Here is a 15,108-nt window from a genome sequence, read left to right as displayed (position 1 = left end):
CCCGGGGCTAGGTGAGTTGTGGGGGGAGTGGGGACGCGTGGAGGACCGTGAGGCCTGAGACCGCGCGGGTGAGGCAGACGTACAGGCGGCGGAGGCCGGTGCGTTCGTCGGGCTCCCCGGCGACGATCGCGTCGGGCTCGTCGAGGACCACGTAGTCGTACTCCAGGCCCTTCGCCAAGGACGCCGGCACCAGCGTGAGGCGCGTGGTGAGCGTGGTCTCCTCGCCGGGCGCGAGGTGCGTGAGGCCCGCCTCGGCCAGTGCCTCCGCGAGCACCGGAACGCGGACGTCCGCGGCGATCAGACCGATGGACCCCTCGTGCCGCAGCGCCGCCCGGCACGCGTCCACCACCGCGGCCGTCAGCTCCCCGGGCGCCGCCCGCCGCACCTCCAGTGACCCCGGCGACTGCCGCACCGACGCCACCTCGGCGAGCCCCGGCGCGATCGCCGGCAACAGCCGGGAGGCGTACGCGATGACCTCGCGCGGCACACGGAAGCCCGCCGTCAGCTCCTCCACCACCGCATCGCTCTTGCCCAGGTGCGCCAGCGCCTCGTCCCAGCCGCGCGTCGCCCACGGCGTGGTGCCCTGGGCCAGGTCGCCCAGGACCGTCGCCGACCCCGTCGAACAGCGCCGGCCCACCGCCCGGTACTGCATCGGCGAGAGGTCCTGCGCCTCGTCCAGCACCACATGACCGAGCGACGGAGTGCGCGAGACCAGGTCGGCCGCCTCGTCGACGAGGACGGCGTCGGCCGCCGACCACCGCGCCGACTTCACGCTCCGCGGCGGCTTGACCCACAGGATCGCCTTCTGCTCCTGCTCGGTGAGCACCCCCTCGGCGTGCGCGGCGAGGAAGTCCGCGTCGGAGAGCAGCCGCAGCACCAGCCTCGCCGGGTCCACCGCCGGCCAGACCGCCTTGACCAGCGCCTTCACGGCGGTGTTGCGCGCCACCGCGTCCTGTACCCGGTCATCGGGGGCCTCCCCCGCCTGCTCCATGCGGACCAGCACCGCGTGCGCGACGCGCTGCGGGAGGGCGTCGCGTGCGGCGCCGTAGCGGATGTCGCGGGCCAGCAGCTCGTCGACGATCTCCGCCAGCTCGTACGCCGGGATCCGCCAGCGGCGCGAGCCGCGCACCACCACCAGCGGCTCCGCGGGCGGCGTGACGTGCGAGCGCAGCGCGCGCCGCAGCACCTCCGCCATACGCGCGTCGCCCTTCACCAGCGCCGCGGCCGGGTCGTCCGTGCCGGAGACCGGCACCTGCCCGACCAGCTCCCCGATCGTCGCCTGCTTCACCTCCAGCTCGCCCAGCGCGGGCAGCACCTGCTCGATGTAGCGCAGGAACGACGCGTTCGGGCCGATGACGAGAGTGCCGGTCCTGGCCAGCCGCTCCCGGTGGGCGTAGAGCAGGTACGCGACGCGGTGCAGGCCCACCGCGGTCTTCCCGGTGCCCGGGCCGCCCTGCACACAGACCGTGCCGGACAGGCCGGAGCGCACGATCTCGTCCTGCTCGGGCTGGATGGTCGCGACGATGTCCCGCATCGGGCCCACACGCGGCCGCTCGATCTCCTGCTGGAGCAGCCTGCTCGCCCGCACCGCCTCGGCCGGGTCCATGAGGTGCTCGTCCTCGTAAGCCGAGAGGTCGCCGCCGGTGTAGCCGAACCGGCGGCGCAGCACCACGTCCATCGGGTTCTTCTTCGAGGCCTGGTAGAACGGCTGCGAGACCGGGGCGCGCCAGTCGATGACCATGGGGTCGCCGTCGGCGTCGTGCACATGGCGGCGGCCGATGTAGAGGGCGGTCGCCGGTTCGTCGGCATCCGGTTCGGTGGGGGTGCGGGGTTCGGCGGGGGTGCGGGGTTCGGGGGCACGGTCTGGGGTGGGGGTTGGGGTGGGGGCTGGGTCTACGTCGGTGGTCTGGTCGGGGGTGGGGGCCCGGTCTGTGGCGGTGGGGCGGTCTGCGGCGGTGGGGCGGTCCGGGCCGGGGGCGTGCCGATAGTCGAGGCGGCCGAAGAAGAGGGGGGTGTGCGCCAGGTCCGCCAGGGCCTTGATGCGGGCCTCCATCTGGCGCCGGAGCACCTCGGCGTTCACCCAGTTCGCCGTGACGTCGCTGATGTCCAGGGACTCGACGTCCTCGCGCATGGCGCGCAGGGCCGCACGGGAGGCGGCCAGGTGCGCCTGCTCACGGGCCAAGGGGCCGGGGTCGTCTTCGCGGGCCGCGTCGGGGCCGGCGGCCTCTTCGGGGTGGGTGCCCGGGGCGGTGGCCTCTTCGGTTTCGCGGGCCGCGTCGGGGCCGGCGGCCTCTTCGGGGTGCGTGCCCGGGCCGGTGGCCTCTTCGGTGTCCGGCGCGGTGCCGCCTCGTGGTGCGGTGCGCTGTGGCGCGCTGGTCCCCGGTGGCGAGTCCTGCGGCGAACGGGCCGCGGGGATGCCGGACGGTTCGTCGGCGGGGTGGGGGTCGGCGGGTGGGGTGGACACGGGTACTGCCTCCGGGAGCGTACGGATACCCGGCGGGGCACGCGCGGATGCGGTGCGCCGCCGGGCGCTGTGCGGTGGGCCTGTGCGGTGGGTGCGCGCACGCGGGCGCGCGGGAAGAGCCGGCCGGTTTCCGTCCGGGCGGCGGCGCTCCACAGAGGGGAGGCGGGCAAGAGGCGAGAGTGTAGTCGGCGGAGGGTCGGGAGGCGAAGCGTTTTTCTCCCGCCCATCCGCCCTTTGGGGCGCGCCCGCCCAGGCCCCGGTCCCGGTATCGCGCCGGCCCCGGTATCGCCCCGGTCCCGGTATCGCGCCGGCCCCGGTATCGCCGGCCCCGGGTATCGCGGCCGCGCCCAGTCCGGTGCGTCGTGGTTGCCCGCCTCGCGGGGCGCGGGCGGTCCTGGGTCTCACCTAGGGGACGGGAGGCCGGCGGGTCAGCCTTGAGGTGTAGGGGATGGGCCCCTGGGCGGACGGGGTGGGCCGCGGCTATTACATCTGTGGGCTGATGCCCCCGAGCTGGTCGGAAACGACCATGGATACATGAGCATATCGGCCTTTTCCCTCACCCCGGCCGCCATGCCGTCCGGCCCGCCGGGCGCCACGGCCGCGACTGGAACACCCCATCAGCACCGTCTCGGTGATGCTCTGCGAGCGATCAGGGTCTACGTGGCCTCCGCCTTCGAGGTGGCGATCTTCGGGGAGTACATGGAGGAGGTGGAAGTGGTGCTGCGGCGCCACTGAGCGGCGCGGGCGGTTCCCCTCCCGCTCCCCGGCGGCGGTCCCCGGCCGCGGATCCTCCCCCTCCCGCGGTCGGGCCGCGGAATCCTCCTCGCGGTCCTTGTCTCCCCGACCCCGGCTCCCCGGGACCGCCGACCCTGCCCCCCGGGGCCGGCGGTCCCGGGGGCCGGCTTGCGTCCCGGGTCCGAGAGGGACGGCGCCTCCGTCCGCCGGTGCCGGTCGGTCGCGGTGGTGCCCGCGCCCCTTTCGGGGGTGCGCCCCCATGAGCCGGCAGCCCCGGCCCCCGGCGGGGCGCCGTCTCTCAGGCCTCCAGCTCGCCCGTGAGCAGGTCGTCCGCGTCCACGATGCGGTAGGCGTAGCCCTGTTCCGCCAGGAAACGCTGGCGGTGCGCCGCGAAGTCCTGGTCGATGGTGTCGCGGGCGACGATCGAGTAGAACCGCGCCTCGTGGCCGTCCGCCTTCGGGCGCAGCACCCGCCCGAGGCGCTGGGCCTCCTCCTGACGGGAGCCGAAGGTGCCCGAGACCTGGATCGCGACGGTCGCCTCCGGCAGGTCGATGGAGAAGTTGGCCACCTTGGAGACCACCAGCACCGAGATCTCGCCCTCGCGGAACGCGCCGAACAGCTTCTCGCGCTGGGCGTTGGTCGTCTCGCCCTTGATCACCGGGGCGTCGAGGTGCTCCCCCAGCTCGTCGAGCTGGTCGATGTACTGGCCGATGACGAGCGTCTGCTCGCCCGCGTGCCGGCGCACCAGCGCCTCGGTCACCCGGCGCTTGCTGTCCGTCGTCGCACAGAAACGGTACTTCTCCTCGGTCTCCGCGGTGGCGTACGCGAGCCGCTCGCCGTCGGTGAGGTTCACCCGGACCTCCACGCAGTCCGCGGGCGCGATATAGCCCTGGGCCTCGATCTCCTTCCACGGCGCGTCGAACCGCTTCGGGCCGATCAGCGAGAAGACGTCCGACTCGCGGCCGTCCTCCCGGACCAGTGTCGCGGTCAGGCCCAGGCGGCGGCGGGCCTGGAGGTCCGCGGTGAACTTGAAGACCGGCGCCGGCAGCAGGTGCACCTCGTCGTAGACGATCAGGCCCCAGTCGCGGGAGTCGAAGAGTTCCAGATGGGGGTAGATGCCCTTCCGCTTGGTCGTCAGCACCTGGTACGTGGCGATGGTGACCGGGCGGATCTCCTTCTTCGTACCGCTGTACTCGCCGACCTCGTCCGCGGTGAGGGAGGTGCGGGCGACCAGCTCGTGCTTCCACTGGCGGGCCGAGACGGTGTTGGTGACCAGGATCAGGGTCGTCGCCTTCGCCTGAGCCATCGCGCCCGCGCCGACCAGCGTCTTGCCCGCGCCGCAGGGCAGCACGACGACGCCGGAGCCGCCGTGCCAGAAGCTCTCCACGGCCTGCTTCTGGTACGGGCGCAGCGCCCAGCCGTCCTCGGCGAGGTCGATGGGGTGCGCCTCGCCGTCCACGTAGCCCGCCAGGTCCTCGGCGGGCCAGCCCAGCTTCAGCAGGGTCTGCTTGATCTGGCCGCGCTCGGAGGGGTGGACGGCGACGGTGTCGTCGTCGATCCGGGCGCCGACGAGGGGTTTGATCCGCTTGGAGCGGAGGATCTCCTCGAGGACCGGACGGTCGGTGGTGGTGAGGACGAGGCCGTGGGCCGGGTCCTTGCTCAGGGTGAGGCGCCCGTAGCGGTCCATGGTCTCGGCGATGTCGACGAGGAGGGCGTGGGGGACCGGGTAGCGGGAGAACTGCACGAGCGCGTCGACGACCTGTTCGGCGTCGTGGCCCGCGGCACGGGCGTTCCAGAGGCCGAGGGGGGTGACGCGGTAGGTGTGGATGTGTTCGGGGGCGCGTTCCAGTTCGGCGAAAGGGGCGATGGCGCGGCGGCAGGCGTCGGCCTGGTCGTGGTCGACTTCGAGGAGGAGGGTTTTGTCCGACTGGACGATCAGGCAGGACACGCTTGGCCTCCGGCGGAGGGGTGGGGTTGGGGTGGGGTGGGGTGGGTGTCTTCCGGGGGCGCGGCATGGGGACGGCGCCGACGCCAAATAGTGGAGTCTACTTGGTGGGGCGCGGGGGTGGGGGTGGGCTGGGTATGGCCGGGCGTGGGGGCGCTGGGTACGGCCGGGCGTGGGGATGCGCTGGGTACGGCCGGGTGGGCTTTGGGGTTCGCCGGGGGGCGGGTGCCACGGCGTGTGCGGGTTTCGTCGTGGCGGGTGCGCCTTGGGGTTCGTTGTGGGGCGGGGCCGCGGGGGGATCTCCGTCCTCGGTCCGGCGCCCTCCGTGGGCTGGAAGGGTTCTCTGGCCGTGGCGCCGGCCGCTGCGGGCGGACATCCCCCCACGTCCCCTCACGCCTCGTCGGCGACTGCGGCCCGGTGGGACCGCACCTTCCAGCCTGGTGCCCACCGCTGTGGGCAGTCGTTCCGCGGGGCTGGGGGTACCTCCCAGGCACTTGGGGCACTGGGGGAGGGTGGGCGCAGCCCACGGCGCACGGCAGCCGGACGGCGCCGGCCCGCACCGCCAGGGGCAGACGAGGGAAGGGGGGAGGAGCCGCCTCCGCCCCCACCGAGCAGCGCACAGCGCACGAACGTGCCCGCCCGTACCGGCGGGGGCAGGCGGGGGATGGGGGAGAGCCGTCTTCGCCCCGCCCCCTGGCCCGGGGGGCACGGAGACGATGCCGGGTAGGCCGGGGGCGGAGTGAGCGGTGGGTGTCAGTCCGTGGCTAGTTCTGCTGCGCCCGTGATGCGGTGGAGAGGGTAGGTGCGGACCTCGTCCGCCGTGTGGTCGAAGGCGGTGACGAAACCGCCTTCCACGCTGATCGGCGCGATCACCCGCTGACTCGCCGCCCCGTCGGCGTTGACGTACCCGATCCACACCGCCTCCCCCGCCAGGACGGCCGCCTGCATCGTCGCCAGCGTGTCCGCGGAGGTGGTCCGCGGCAGCCCCGAGGCGGGGGCGGCCGGAACTCCGGGGGCGGCCGCCCGGGGCACCGGCTTGCGGGGCGCCGTGGATGCCGCGTCCCCCGCCCGGATCGCCCGCACCGCCGCCCCCAGCAGCGTCCCGTCCGGCACCGGAGGACCGTCGGGCACCGGCTCGGGCGCCGCACGCGGCGGCGTCCGGTGCGCGGTGGCGCGGGTGATCAGCACATCGCCGTCCGCCGACTCCGCGGCCGGCGCGAACCCCATCGCGCGCAACCCCTCCAGCAGCGTCGCCGGATCGGCCTGCGCCGCCAGCACGGTCGGCGCCAGGCGGCGCAGCCGCAGGGCCGCGGCGCGCCGGTCCGCGAGGATCTCGCCCAGCACGGCGTCGTCGTCGCAGCGGACGTACGCCGATGCGGCGCCGATCCGCAGGTGGCCGTGCCGGCGGGCGACGTCGTCGATGAGGTACGACAGCGGCTGCGGCACCGGCGTCCGTGAGTGCGCCGCCAGGAACGCGTGCAGCTCCGCGGCGGACTGGCCCGCGTCCAGCGCGCGCCGCACCGAGGCGGGCGTGAAGCGGTAGACGGTCGCGCCGCCCTTGGACTCGACCTCCGCCAGCACGTCCAGCATCGCCGCGAGCGGACGCAGCAGCGGGCCCGGCGCGACCGCGGTGAGGTCGGCCTGGAGCAGCACGTGGTCCAGCGGCTCGGGCAGCAGCGGGGCGAGCCGCCGGGCGGCCTCCGCGGCGCCCACCGCCGGGGCGGCCCCCGCTTCGCGCGGCGCGCCGAGCAGCGCGCGGCCGTGCGCAGACAGGGCACCGCGGCCGGTGACGCCGAGGAGTTCCGCCTCCGCCAGCGTCCAGCGCGCCACCCGGGTGCGCAGGTCGTCCTGGTCGTCCGGGGCCGGGCGGCGGGGGCCGGGCGGCTCGGCCGGGCCTCTGGCCGCCGGCTGGCCGGCCGCCGCACCGCGCAGGGGCCGCTCCCAGTGCAGCCTGGCCAGCAGGGCGTCCTGGTCGGGAGCGGCGCCCTCCGGGAGGCCGGCGAGCAGCTCCAGCACCCGGTGCCGCACCTCGGGGGCGGCGGAACGGTCCAGGCCCGGGCCGAGCGCCGACAGCACCCGGTCCTTGCCGTCCCGGCCGCCGACCAGGCCCGCCGTGCGGGTGGCCGCCAGCCACGCCGAGACGAGCCGCGCCCAGCGCTCCGCGGCCGGCAGGCCGAGCCAGTCGTCGTACGCGGGCGTGGGCGCGTACCGCTCCGCTTCGCGCCGCCCGCCGGGCTCCCCTTCCGGGTGCGCCGCGCCCTCGAAACCGCCGTCGGACGCCAGCAGCCCCGCCGCGTACGCCAGCTCCACCCAGAACGCGGCCGTCGGCTCCGGAACGTCCAGCAGCGCCGCCGTCCGCTTCAGGTCCCGGACGCTGAGCCCGCCCGCGCGCAGCACGGCGGGACCGCCCTCGCCCCAGTCCTTGAGCAACTCCTCGACGGTCGCGAGCGCGGTGTGCGCCTGGCCGGCCGCCGTGCTGTCCACAACCTGTGGACGGTGCTCGGCGGCCGGGATGACCTCCGGTGCCAGCGGCGCGAGGTCGCGGTGCGCACGGCCGCCGCGCAGGTGCAGGGCCACCTCGCGGGGCAGCACGACGGTGCCGGGCGCGGTGGGCAGCAGCAGGCCGCGGTCCAGCAGCCAGCGCAGGTGCGGCGCGGGGTCGGCGGTGACCTGCCCGTACGGCGGTCCCCACTCCAGCCGGGCCAGCACCTCCAGTGACGCCGCCGGCGCCCGCGCCAGCAGCTCCGCCATCCGTGTCCGGTCGGTGAACAGGGCGGTCAGCGCGGCGACCGCGGAGACCGAGTCGTGGGTCGTCGGCAGCCCCGCCGCCGCGACGATCTCCTGGATCCGGCCCGGCGACATGCCCGCGGTGGCCTCCGCGACCGCCGGCCCCAGGCCGGTCGGGGACGGGTGCCGTGGCGCGGGCGCCAGCAGTTCACGGGCCGTGCGGACCAGGCGGAGCTGGTCGTCGGGGCCCCACACGAGTGCCTGTTCGCGCAGCGTGTGCAGGGCGTGGGGGAGGGCTTCGGCGACGGTGGCGGGGTCGGGTTCGGGGGCCGGGCCCCCGGCCGGCTGTGTGCGTGTGTCCGTGGCGGCTTCTGCGGCTGTGTCCTGCGCTGTCTCTTCGGCTGTGTCCCCGGTTGTCTCTTCGGTTGTCTCTTCGGCTGTGTCCCCGGCGGTGCCGCCGGTTGTGTCCCCGGCGGTGTCGCCGGCTGAGTCGCCGGTGAGCAGGGTGAGCAGCGTCTCGTACGGGGTGGGCTCGGGGGCCACCGCCAGGGCCTGGGCGGTCTGCAGTGCGAAGAGGTCCAGACGGCCCAGGGCACGGACGACGGAGGCGCGGGTGCCTGCGCGGGTGGCCAGCTGCGTCAGGTCGCCCGGGACGGGGGAGAGCAGGTCGGGGCGGGTGCGCAGGAGGGTGGCCAGGGAGGAGTCAGCGCGGAGGCGGAGGTCCTCCGCGAGGGAACGGGGTGTGGTGCCGCCGTTCTGGGGTGCATGACCGCTCATCCTGTTCACGGTAATGGGTGCGGGTGACATCGGGGGTGTGGCGTGGGGGTGCGGGGTGTGGGGGCGTGGGGGAATCGGCACCGCCGACGGGCTCGTGGGGGTCTCGCCGGTGCGGCGGGGCGGGGTGCGGATGCTCACCGCTCGCGCCTTGGGTTTCGTTGTGGGGTCGGCTGTCTGGGCGTGTGCGGGTTTCGTTGTGGCCGGTGCGCCTTGGGTTTCGTTGTGGGGCGGGGCCGCGGGGGGATCTCCTCCCCCACTGCCCTGAAGGCGTGGGAGGTGCCCCCACGGTCCGGCGCCTTCCGCCCACTGGAGGGCTCTCTGGTCGTGGCGCCGGACTCCCCCAGTGCCTTAAAGGCCTGGGAGGTACCCCCAGGGCGGACATCCCCCCACGTCCCCTCACCTCTCGTCGGCGTCTGCGGCCCGGTGGGACCGCACCTTCCAGCCTGGTGCCCACCGCTGTGGGCAGTCGTTCCGCCGGGGGCTGGGGGCACCTCCCAGGTCCTTGAGGCACTGGGGGAGGGTGGGCACAGCCCACGGCATACCGCGCCCGGGCGGTACCGGCCCGCCCCGCCAGGGCAGACGGGGGGAAGGGGGAAGAGCCGCCCCCGCCCCCACCCGCCCAGGCCCCGGCGCGAGGGGGAGGGAGAGGGGGAACGCCGGCGCACCGGCGGGGCGTGGTGGGTTGGGTGGGGTGGGGCGCGGTACCGTCGGGCGGGGTACTGGAACGGGTGCGCCCCGGAGGGGACTTCGTGGGGATCGAGAGCGATCGGCTCGTCTACGACTACCTGAGCAAGGTCGGAGACCTAGCTCAGCAGCGCCAGCTGCCGTCATCGGAACGCATGCGGCTGGTCACCGAGCTACGCGGCGAGATCGACCGGCGCCGCACCGGCGCCGAGAGCCCCGCCGCCGTCCGCCGCCTCCTGGCCCGGCTCGGCAGCCCGGACGAGGTGGTCACCGCGGCCGGCGGCACGGCGCCCGCCCGGCAGGACGCGGGCGGTACGGCGGCACGGTCGCGGCGCCGCGACGAGGAGGCGGCGGGACGCCGTGCCGGCGGGCCGGCGGACGCCGACGAGGCGGGCCGCAAGGCCGCCGAGAGCGGTGAGCGGGCGCCGCGGCCGCGCGGGCTGCGCCGGCGGATGCCGCGCCCACGGCCGCCGGAGGCGGGGAGCGAACCCGGCACGCCCGGGGCCGAGGCCCCCGAACTGCCCGTCTACCGGGCGGTCCCGCTCGACGGCCCCTCGCCACCGCACCTCGCCGGCTCCGACGAACTGGGCCCGCCGGGTTCGCAGCCCGACTGGTGGCGCATCGACGCAGGCCCGCTGGGCGGCTCCGACATGGTGCCCGGCTTCACCGGCGGCGTGGAGATCCCGGAAATACTGAAGCCGCCGCCGCTGCGGCCGTTCGACGAGAGGAAGCAGGCGGACGAGGTCCGCGGCGCGGACGAGGCCGCCGGGCCGGACGGCGCCGCGCCGAGCGCTGTCCCGCGCGGCGGGTGGCGTCGGCTGCTGCGGCCGGGAGCCGGTGCGGCCCCCGCCGCCAAGGCGGCCGCCGGGGCCAGGCGCTGGACCAACCCGCTGCTGCTGCTCGCCGCCGCCCTCCTCGTCGCGGGCGCCGCGGTCGGCAACTGGATCGCGCTCGGCCTCGGCTGGGTCATCGCCTACGCGTCGCGGCGGCTGACGGCGGCGGAGACCAAGTGGGCCGTCGTCTTCCTGCCCGGCCTCGCCGTGGCCGTCGGCGCGGTCTGGCTGTGGGGCCGGCAGAACGGCCGCTGGGGCGAGCCCATCGCCGACGGCCACATGAACGACGCGGTCTCCGGCACCTGGCCGTGGGTGGTGCGCGGCGCCGCCCTCGCCTCGGCGCTCTTCCTCATCTGGCGGTCGCAGCGCGGACGTTCGTGACCAAGGTCCCGGCGCGCACCTCCTGATAGCCCACCCGGCGCGCGCGGGGCGGCCGAGCCCGGCAGGATCGGTGCTGGACCAGCACGTTCCCCCTGCTCGGAGTACCCATGCGCCTTGGACTCAGACCGTGCCCCGGCCCCGTCGGGACGACCGTGACGGCGGCGCTCACGGCCGCACTGCTGTGGCCGCCGCCCGCGGCCGCCGCACCGGCCGAGGACCCCGCCGCCCCCGTCACGTACTGCGCTCCCGCGGGGCACCGCCCGGCGGGGCTGTGCGTCACCCTCGCGGGGGCGGCGATGACCGTGACGGCGCTTGAGTCCTGTGCGTGCCGGGTGTCGGGTACGTGGACGGCGCGGCCGGCGCGCCGCGGGGCGGCCGTCGTCGCCTCCGGTGTGCTCGCGGAGCGGGCCGGGTATCCGGGGCCGGGCACGTACGAGATCACGGCCGCGACCGAGACGCGGCCCACCGGGCGGGCCGCGCCCGTGGTGCGGCGGCAGGTGCGGGGGACGTTCACCCTCACCGCTCGGAAACCGCCGGTCACCCGGCGGATCGAGGTGCATCCGCGGGTGGTGCGGGCCGGGCGGACGACCACCCTCACGTACACGATCTCCCGGACGGGGGAAGGGGACAGCAGCGCGCGCCTCGGGCTGATCGGGGAGGAGGCGTCGGGGGTCGTGCTGGCCTCGGCGGACCGGCGGTGCGTGAATCCCCTGACGGGGAGTTACCCGTCGAACGCGCGGGTGGGGTACGCGCTGGACTGTGCGCTCACGGACGTGCAGCCGGGGCGGGCGGCGCGGGTGGTCGTGCGGGTCGCCGTGCCGGGGGCCTGTTCGACGGTGGTGTCGATGCTGGGGTACTGGACTCCGGTGGGTCAGCACGTCACCGGCGCCATGCTCAACGGTCCCACGGTCACCTGCTCCCCGTGACCCTCCGGGGCCTCGCCCCGGCCCCCTACGGTGACTCCCACGGGCAGATGGGACGGCTCTCCCCCTTCCTTACCACGGGCGGGCGGGGGCGGAGGTGGCTCTCCCACCGCGGCCCCGCCCCACAACGAGAACCGAGGCGCACCCGCCACGACGAAACCCGCACGCGCGCAGCGTCGAGCGCCACGCCGAGAGCCGCGCGCCGCAGCACCCCGCCCCGCGGCGGAACACAAGCCGCACCGGTCGGCACGAGCGCCGCGCACAATGGCGGGTATGAGTTCTCCCGCCCTGACCGTCGGCTTCGACCTCGACATGACCCTCATCGACTCCCGCCCCGGAATCCGCGCCGTCTACCAGGCCCTCTCCACCACCACCGGCGTCCCCATAGACGCCGACCTGGCCGTCACCCGCCTGGGCCCCCCGCTCGACGAGGAGATGGCGAACTGGTTCCCCGCCGAGCGGATCGCGGAGGCGAGCGACCTCTACCGCGCGATGTACCCCGCCCACGCCATCACCAGAACCCTCGCGATGCCCGGCGCCCGCGAGGCCGTCGACGCCGTGCACGCCGCCGGCGGCCGCGCGGTCGTCGTCACCGCCAAGCACGGGCCCAACGCCCTCCTGCACGTCCGCCACCTGGGCATCGAGGCCGACGTCGTGGTCGGAGACCTGTGGGCGGAGGGCAAGGCGGCGGCCCTGCGCCGGCACGGCGCAAGCATCTACGTGGGCGACCACGTCGGAGACGTACGGGGTGCCCGCGCCGCGGACGCGGTGTCCGTCGCGGTGGCCACCGGCCCCTGCACGGAGGCCGAACTCCTCGCGGCGGGCGCGGACACGGTTCTGGCCGATCTCCACGCGTTCCCCGAGTGGCTGGACGACCACGTGGCAGCCGCGGCCTGACGCGAGGAGCCCGGCCCCCACGGCACAGCCGTCACCCCCGCTACCGCCGCTGCGCCGCCACCACCCGCAGCAGCCCGACCGCCGCGATCACGAACCCCACGGCCATCAGCATGCTCAGGGCGAACATATACGCCGGAAAAGGTTTGACCCCGAGGAACAGCGGTGCCACGGTGATCAGAGTGGCCACGGCCCCGGCAAAGAAAACGATCGCACCGATTCGAACCAGCCGATCTCCCGCGCCACCGCCGCTCCGAGTGGTTTTGTCACGCACCCGACCAGGGTAGTTCCCAGCGCGAAGGAACTCCGGCAGCGTCTTGTCACCGGCCACGGGACCATTAGCCTTGGTGACGGCGGGTCGGGTGACCCGCTGTAGTGCTATCCAGAGCCGTTTTTCACCCGTGAAGCGGCATGACACAAGTACGAGGACGAGGACTTCAGGTGCCCACCGGCAAGGTCAAGTGGTTCAACAGCGAGAAGGGCTTCGGCTTTCTCTCCCGCGACGACGGCGGCGACGTCTTCGTTCATTCCTCCGTACTGCCGGCCGGTGTGGACGCACTCAAGCCGGGACAGCGCGTCGAATTCGGCGTGGTGGCGGGACAACGCGGCGACCAGGCACTTTCCGTCACCATTCTCGACCCGACCCCCTCGGTCGCCGCGGCCCAGCGCCGTAAGCCCGATGAACTGGCCTCGATCGTGCAGGACCTGACGACGCTGCTGGAGAACATCACCCCGATGCTGGAGAAGGGCCGCTATCCGGACAGGACATCCGGCAAGAAGATCGCCGGCCTGCTCCGCGCCGTGGCGGACCAGCTCGACGTCTGACCCAGGCCCGCCCAGCGGCGCGGGGAACCGCGCGGAACCCCGACGCACCCGACCGGGCCGCCGGGGCCCACCGGGCCAACCGTCCCGGCCCGGGCCCCGGCCCGGGCCGGCGCTCACGGAAACGCCAGCGCCTCCGCCCGCACCGCCGGAACCAGCCCCTCCGCCGCCGCCCGGGTGAGCAGGCCCCGCACGGCGGCGTAGCCGTCCTCGCCGAGGTCGGCCGTGAACTCGTTGACGTACAGGCCGATGTGCTGGTCCGCCACCGCGGGGTCCATCTCCTGGGCGTGCTCCAGGACGTACGGACGGGACGCCTCCGGGTCGTCCCAGGCCATCCGGACCGACGCGCGCGCCGCCTCGGCGAGCCGCCGCAGGGTGCCCGCGCCCAGCGAGCGGCGGGCGATGATGGCGCCCAGCGGGATCGGCAGGCCCGTGGTGGTCTCCCAGTGCTCCCCCATGTCGGCTAGGCAGTGCAGGCCGTAGTTCTGGTACGTGAAGCGGGCCTCGTGGATGACGAGGCCCGCGTCCACCTTGCCGTCCCGCACCGCGGGCATGATCTGGTCGAACGGCAGTACGACTATCTCGCCGACCCCGCCCGGCACGGTGTCCGCGGCCCAGAGCCGGAAGAGCAGGTACGCCGTCGACTTCTCGCTGGGCACCGCGACCACCGCGCCGGTGAGGTCGCGGCCCGGCTCGGCGGTCAGCACCAGCGGCCCGCAGCCCCGGCCGAGCGCGCCGCCGCACGGCAGCAGCGCGTACTGGTCCAGCACCCACGGCAGCACCGCGTACGACACCTTGAGGATGTCGTGCTCGCCGCGCTCCGCCATGCCGTTGGTGATGTCGATGTCGGCGAAGGTGACGTCCAGCGCGGGCGCGCCGGGGACCCGGCCGTGCGCCCAGGCGTCGAAGGTGAAGGTGTCGTTCGGGCAGGGCGAGTAGGCGATCCGCAGGGGGCCGTCAGGGGTCCTCGCGCCGGGCGTCGTGTCGGGCGTCGTGTTCATGATCTATCCAACCTTCCAGTACGGGCCTGAGCTTCCCGAACGCCTCGGTGAGTGCCGCCAGCGCCTCCGCGATCCGCCAGGCGTCCCGGTCGCGGGGGCCGACGGGATTGGAGACCGCGCGCACCTCCAGCACCGGCACGCCGTGCGCGGCCGCCGCCTCCGCCACCCCGAACCCCTCCATGGCCTCGGCCACGGCGTCCGGGTGGCGGGCCCGGAGCGTGGCGGCGCGCTCCGCGGTGCCGGTGACGGTCGAGACGGTGAGCACGGTGCCGGTGACCGCCGAGGCCGCGGCGGCCGCCTCCCGCACCAGGGCGGGGGGCGCCGGGTGTGTGACGGTTCCGAAGCCGAGGGCGGTGACGGGCAGGAAGCCGTCCGGGGTGTCGGCGCCCAGGTCGGCGACGGTGATCGCGTCGGCGACGACGACCGAGAGGGGCGGCGCGGCGGGCGCGAAGCCGCCGCCGATGCCGGTGGAGACGACGAGCCCGTACGGGTCGCCGGCGAGCGCCGCCGCGGTCAGCGCGGCGCTGGTGCCGGCGGCGGCACGGGCCGGTCCGACGCCGGCGGCCAGCAGGTCCCAGCGGGGCGCCCGGGCGCCGGGGGGCACGCCTGCGTCCGGTGCCGTGGGCCGGTCGGGAGGCACCGGGACGTCCGCCGGCGAGAGCAGGACGGCACCGGGGAGCCTCTCCCACTGCCTCACGGGCGCGGGAGGCGCCCCCGGGCCGCGGGCCGGGGTGGCGAACGCCTCCGCCACCGCGTCCCGCTCCGGGGCGACCGCGGTGGCGACGAGAATGCGCATGGGCGGCGTGGCTGTCCTTCGTGGTGGGTGGTTCCGCCGGGTCCGCCGGGTCCGTTGGGTCCGGTGGGTCGGGTGGTTCCGGCGGGTCCGTTGGGTCCGTTGGGTCTGGTGGGTCTGGTGGTTCCG

The 15,108-nt window shown here is 75.3% G+C and carries 11 protein-coding genes; 5 read left to right on the top strand and 6 right to left on the bottom strand.

Translation table 11 applies throughout. The annotated features are described in order from the left end of the window. Positions 1 to 7 precede the first annotated feature (7 nt). Complete coding sequence (locus ACSMXW_RS15855) at positions 8 to 2,131, bottom strand: HelD family protein (protein WP_485808068.1); 2,124 nt, start codon at positions 2,129 to 2,131, stop codon at positions 8 to 10. Between the two features lie 867 nt (positions 2,132 to 2,998). On the opposite strand from ACSMXW_RS15855, the gene ACSMXW_RS15850 reads away from it, so the two are divergent. Then, complete coding sequence (locus ACSMXW_RS15850) at positions 2,999 to 3,199, top strand: hypothetical protein (RefSeq protein ID WP_485807117.1); 201 nt, start codon at positions 2,999 to 3,001, stop codon at positions 3,197 to 3,199. Between the two features lie 298 nt (positions 3,200 to 3,497). Here ACSMXW_RS15850 and ACSMXW_RS15845 read toward each other — a convergent pair whose 3' ends face one another. Both ACSMXW_RS15845 and ACSMXW_RS15840 read right to left on the bottom strand, forming a co-directional pair. Continuing rightward, positions 3,498 to 5,147 carry a DNA repair helicase XPB gene (locus tag ACSMXW_RS15845; protein ID WP_485807115.1) on the bottom strand — a complete coding sequence of 550 codons (1,650 nt, stop codon included), beginning with the start codon at positions 5,145 to 5,147 and terminating at the stop codon, positions 3,498 to 3,500. 750 nt (positions 5,148 to 5,897) lie between these two features. Beyond that, on the bottom strand, positions 5,898 to 8,648 hold the full coding sequence (locus tag ACSMXW_RS15840; RefSeq protein ID WP_485807113.1) for a helicase-associated domain-containing protein: 2,751 nt from the start codon (positions 8,646 to 8,648) through the stop codon (positions 5,898 to 5,900). A 749-nt stretch (positions 8,649 to 9,397) separates the two neighbouring features. Between ACSMXW_RS15840 and ACSMXW_RS15835 the strand changes: the two genes are divergently transcribed. From ACSMXW_RS15835 to ACSMXW_RS15825, 3 genes are all read left to right on the top strand, one after another. Next, complete coding sequence (locus tag ACSMXW_RS15835; RefSeq protein ID WP_485807111.1) at positions 9,398 to 10,546, top strand: hypothetical protein; 1,149 nt, start codon at positions 9,398 to 9,400, stop codon at positions 10,544 to 10,546. A 152-nt stretch (positions 10,547 to 10,698) separates the two neighbouring features. Then, positions 10,699 to 11,472: a hypothetical protein gene (locus tag ACSMXW_RS15830; protein WP_485807109.1), complete on the top strand. Its 774-nt coding sequence runs from the start codon at positions 10,699 to 10,701 to the stop codon at positions 11,470 to 11,472. Positions 11,473 to 11,742: 270 nt separating this feature from the next. Continuing rightward, the gene (locus tag ACSMXW_RS15825; protein ID WP_485807107.1) at positions 11,743 to 12,366 is read left to right on the top strand and encodes an HAD family hydrolase; all 624 of its coding nucleotides are present in this window, start codon (positions 11,743 to 11,745) and stop codon (positions 12,364 to 12,366) included. Between the two features lie 40 nt (positions 12,367 to 12,406). On the opposite strand, the gene ACSMXW_RS15820 is transcribed toward ACSMXW_RS15825, so the two are convergent. Further along, the gene (locus ACSMXW_RS15820) at positions 12,407 to 12,637 is read right to left on the bottom strand and encodes a hypothetical protein (RefSeq protein ID WP_485807105.1); all 231 of its coding nucleotides are present in this window, start codon (positions 12,635 to 12,637) and stop codon (positions 12,407 to 12,409) included. 167 nt (positions 12,638 to 12,804) lie between these two features. Between ACSMXW_RS15820 and ACSMXW_RS15815 the strand changes: the two genes are divergently transcribed. Beyond that, positions 12,805 to 13,188, top strand: a complete 384-nt coding sequence (locus tag ACSMXW_RS15815) for a cold-shock protein (RefSeq protein ID WP_485808067.1) — start codon at positions 12,805 to 12,807, stop codon at positions 13,186 to 13,188. A gap of 113 nt (positions 13,189 to 13,301) precedes the next feature. Here ACSMXW_RS15815 and ACSMXW_RS15810 read toward each other — a convergent pair whose 3' ends face one another. Together ACSMXW_RS15810 and ACSMXW_RS15805 are read right to left on the bottom strand one after the other, a co-directional pair. Beyond that, a complete protein-coding gene (locus ACSMXW_RS15810; protein WP_485807103.1) occupies positions 13,302 to 14,186 on the bottom strand; it encodes a 1,4-dihydroxy-6-naphtoate synthase in 885 nt (294 codons plus the stop codon). Continuing rightward, on the bottom strand, positions 14,143 to 14,982 hold the full coding sequence (locus ACSMXW_RS15805) for a futalosine hydrolase (protein ID WP_485807101.1): 840 nt from the start codon (positions 14,980 to 14,982) through the stop codon (positions 14,143 to 14,145). The genes ACSMXW_RS15810 and ACSMXW_RS15805 overlap by 44 nt, the downstream gene beginning before the upstream one ends. Between the last annotated feature and the right edge of the window lie 126 nt (positions 14,983 to 15,108).

The sequence above is a fragment of the Streptomyces sp. DSM 116793 genome (assembly GCF_057320905.1).
Note: the sequence above shows the minus strand (reverse complement) of the source record. Positions and strands in the feature narration are given on the sequence as shown.